Origin of the sequence: Okeania hirsuta (assembly GCF_003838195.1) — a bacterium.
Lineage (GTDB): Bacteria > Cyanobacteriota > Cyanobacteriia > Cyanobacteriales > Microcoleaceae > Okeania > Okeania hirsuta.
Map to the genome: position 1 here is coordinate 1 of NZ_RCBY01000384.1, position 4601 is coordinate 4601.

Sequence of the window (4601 nt, forward strand, 5' to 3'; positions counted from 1 at the left end):
TTGTGCTACTTTCAACTCCTTCTAGCACTGCCAAAAAATTGCCGTTCGTACCACCAAGTCCAACTTCCACACCCACACCTACAGAAACTCCCACACCCACACCTACAGAAACTCCAGAACCTTCCAACAACCCCCCTGAAGCAGAGGACGATAACTTAACGACAAATCAAAATGAACCATTAACTTTTACTACTCAAGAACTACTCGAAAACGACTCTGACCCAGATGGAGACCCTCTCAGTATTTCTGCCATAGGTACACCACGAAATGGTTCATTAGTACAAGAAAACAGTACAACCTACACATATACTCCCAATACTGGGTTCCTGGGAGAGGACAGTTTTAGTTATAGTATTAGTGACGGCAATGGTGGTTCCGATACTGCTCAAGTTAATATTAAAGTCAATGACTCACCGCAGTTAGTTAATAACCGAGGTATCATTGCTGAGAGAGGTGGAGCAAGACAAACAATATTCAATACTAATCTTTTAGTTACAGATACCGACAACACAGCAGAAGAAATTACCTACAATATTATCAGGGCACCCATACAAGGTAATCTGACATTAGTTGATGATAGTATCAATAATGACGATACTTTTTCTCAAGCTGATATTAATAACAACTTAATTCTATATACTCCGGGTAACACAGCAGGTAGGTTTCCGTTTACTTTTTCTGTTTCTGATGGCGATAATGGAACAATTCCAACTACATCCTTTAGTATTACTGTTGTTGATAATATATCTGAAGGTGGAGGTGGTGATAATACCATTAACGGTACTCCCGCAAGTGACTACATTCTCGGAAATGCTGGAGAGGATACTATTAGTGGTCGTGCTGGAGAGGATATTTTAGATGGAGGAGCGGACGAAGATTCTATATTAGGTGAAGCTGGAAATGACTCTTTGTTTGGTGCAGAACAAGCTGATACATTATTTGGAGGAGTAGGCAACGATACTCTAGATGGTGGTGCTGATAGTGACTCTTTGTTAGGAGAAGACGGCAGCGATCTATTATTAGGAGCAGAACAACAAGATACTCTCAGAGGTGGACAGGGTAACGATACCCTAGACGGAGGTACGGGCAATGACTCTCTATCCGGTGAAGATGATAATGACTCTTTATTTGGTAATACTGGAAATGATACTTTAGGAGGTAATTCTGGTAATGATACTCTAGACGGTGGTGCTGATGATGACCTGCTGCTTGGCCAAACTGGTAGCGATAGTTTATTCGGTGGGTTAGGCAACGATAGTGTTGTTGGTGGGGTCGGTGATGACTCTTTGAGTGGTGGTGCAGGGGTTGACACTCTTGATGGTAATGAAGGAAATGATTTTATCAGTGGTGACGAAGGTAACGACAGTATTAATGGCAATATAGGTGATGACTCTTTGAGTGGTGGTTTTGGTGCGGACAGGTTAACTGGTAATGAGGGAGATGATGCTTTCTTTTTTGAAGTTCCCAATGAAGGAGTCGATGTAATTACTGATTTTAATGGTAGTAATGTAGATGTATTCTTGTTTAGATCCAGTAATTTTGGCAATTTAACTAATCCTCCTGGCACTGCTACAGAATTTTCTAGTGTGATAATTTCTCTTGATAATTTGGGTTCCCAAGGTCAAGATATAAGTGGTCAAGAACTAATTATTTTTGAGAATAGATTTGAAAATGTGCAGCAAGTTAATTCTATTCTGAATAATCAAAATGGTTCGGGAACAAGTCCTGCTTTCTTTATCTATGTAAATAATAGTTTGAATAGTAAAGTTATCTTAGGATATGACCCAAATCTTGAGGATGATGGTAATCCTGCTTTTGATTTAGCAGTCCTTAATAATATACCTCTTGTTCCTGATGCTATTAGTACTGTTATTGACTCTTCAGATTTTAAGTTTATTTAACCCTAGGAGGTAATATGAAAATGTAAAAAATCGTTCAAATCAGTCGCAAAAGTGGATAAAAATAGTTCGACCGAGCTATTATCCACGATTTTATTTTTTAGGAGAATAAATCTTCAAAGTCTAGTTAATATAATGTGCCCCCTCTGGGGGAGCTACCCTAGTCCCTTCCAGGGGAGCTACGCTAACAAATAAGCGCGTTATAATAAAGTTTTTGTTTGTAGTTGAGCTTTAGCCCTTTAATTAAATACTTGTCTTATATCATGTATCTTTGAAGAAGCACAATAAAAAATTTAGGGAGTAGGGAGCAGGGAGTAGAGAGTAGGGAACAAGGGAAAGTTTGTTTGCGCAGCATGGCCTAGGAAAAAATATTCTCTCTCAAGAAAAGAACATTTTTATTATGGCTAATTAATGAGACTTGATATTAGGACTAGAGCAAAATTACGAAGCCCTATTATAACTGTTTTACCATAAGCGTAGCTCCCCCGAAGGGGGCAAATGATATAATTTATCCCAGATAACGATCAGCAAATAATACTTGCAATATCTAGATAACTTTATAAGATTATACCAATTGTTAAAAAGGAAAAAAAATGTTAACCTTAACAAAGTTGTAGAGCAAAAAAACATCAAATTTTATGGTTGAAACTAATTCAATTAGTTACAGTTTGACTTTCCCAATACGAGAAATGTTGAATGAATATAGATGGGTTCGTTCGATTTAAGTAACTTGATAAATTAAAGTTATTAATAATACCATATCCGAATAATTAAGTATAATAAAAATGTTCTCCTCTTGCTCTTGAAGGGAACTCCAAAATTTCTGATTATATTCAGAATTCCCTCTTTAATTTACACCTACCACCTACTACCTAAGAACTTTATTTTTACTAATTAAGCGGACATGATATAACCTGTAATAAAAACAATATTATCCCTTGTAAAAATTAACAATATTACTACATCATCAAGAAGTAGATAAACAAAAAAAATCTTGACCTTGTCTAATACTAGCTAACGTAAATTATATATTATTTAAGAGGTAGAAAAATGGCTTCAGCAGGCACACCTATAAATGTTGAAATAATTACAAGGATAATAAATGGCTTTCCCATACGAGGTTTCCTTGATGATAATGGTGACTTTGTACCATTACAACCAGTACCGACGGCATCCCCAACACCAGAACCAACACCAGCACCAACCCCAGCACCAACCCCAGCACCAACCCCAGCACCAACCCCAGCACCAACACCAGCGCCAACACCAGCACCAATACCAGCACCAACCCCAGCACCAACACCAGCACCAACCCCAGCACCAACCCCAGCACCAACCCCAGCAACAACCCCAGCGCCAACACCCATACCAACAACTCCCGAAGGTAGGGAAATAGTTGTAATAGATGGTATAATAGGTTTCTTCGATGCAAATGGCGACTTTGTAGTGATAGAACCAGTAGAACCAACAGAACCACCAGTAATAACACCAACTCCACCAGTAATAACACCAACCCCACCAGTAATAACACCAGCACCAACCCCATCTCCTACACCAGCACCAACGCCTGCAACAACGCCAGCTCCCGTACCTACAGCACCAGGAGGAGGAACTTTACTTCCAGGTGGTGAAGCAGTGGGCACCGAGGGAGACGATCTAGCATTTGGTAGTGTCTTCAGCGATACATATTCTGCACTAGGTGGCAATGATATAGTATTTGGCCAAGAAGAAGGTGATTCTTTACTTGGCCAAGAAGGCAACGACCAAATCAACGGCAACCGAGGCAATGATACAGTTAGCGGTGGTTTGGGAGATGATAGTCTACGAGGTGGAAGAGATGCTGACTCTGTTCTCGGTGATGCCGGGAATGATACAGTATTCGGCGATCGCGGCTCAGATACAGTTAGAGGTGGAGAAGGCAGGGACGTTATTTACGGTGGTAAGGAAAACGATGATGTAGCAGGAGGAGAAGAAAACGACTTTGTTTCAGGAGATCTTGGCGATGATACGGTAGCAGGAGATGGAGGTAATGATACGCTTCTCGGTCAGGATGGTAATGATATTATCTCTGGTGGTGCGGGGTTAGATGTTATTAGGGGTGGTGAAGGTACTGATAGTATTTCAGGAAATGAAGATAATGATTCTTTATCAGGAAACCAAGGCAACGATACTCTAGATGGTGGTACGGGAGATGACGTATTATCTGGAGGTAAAGATAATGACTTATTATTAGGAGATGCAGGTGCTGACACTCTCAATGGCGAACGAGGAAACGATACTCTAGATGGTGGGGAGGCAAATGATGTCCTCTCAGGTGGTAGAGGAAATGATTCTCTTGATGGAGGTCAGGGTGACGATCTATTGATAGGTGGTCGAGGTAGTGATACTTTAACTGGGGGCGAGGGTGAAGATAGTTTCGTTATTGTAGATTTTGAGGAATCTGATAATTTATATACTGTTACTGACTTTAATACTACAGATGACCTTCTTAGTTTGGAGGGAGGTCTAACGTTTGAAGATTTAGAAATATCTGACGAGGGTGGTAATACTGTTATTCGGAATGCTGACGGTAATACTTTGGCTATCTTAATTGGTGTTGATAGTGGCACTCTTAATTCTGGTAATTTCTTCCCTACTCCAGAAACTCCTTTTCCTACAGCTACACCAACACCAACACCAACACCAACAGACTCGCCAGACCCA

The 4601-nt window shown here is 40.2% G+C and carries 3 protein-coding genes; 2 read left to right on the forward strand and 1 reads right to left on the reverse strand.

The genetic code is table 11. From position 1 onward, the window contains the following. Positions 1-1901, forward strand: a 1901-nt coding sequence (locus D5R40_RS30550) for a cadherin-like domain-containing protein (RefSeq protein ID WP_192901330.1), incomplete at its 5' end; no start/stop codon positions are given. A 1028-nt stretch (positions 1902-2929) separates the two neighbouring features. Here the strand turns inward: D5R40_RS30550 and D5R40_RS37180 are convergent. After that, entirely contained in the window at positions 2930-3541 is a 612-nt protein-coding gene (locus D5R40_RS37180) for a hypothetical protein (RefSeq protein WP_192901331.1), read from the reverse strand. On the opposite strand from D5R40_RS37180, the gene D5R40_RS37185 reads away from it, so the two are divergent. Continuing rightward, a partial coding sequence (locus D5R40_RS37185) for a calcium-binding protein (protein WP_192901332.1) occupies positions 3534-4601 on the forward strand: 1068 nt, incomplete at its 3' end. The two genes, D5R40_RS37180 and D5R40_RS37185, sit on opposite strands and share 8 nt — an antisense overlap.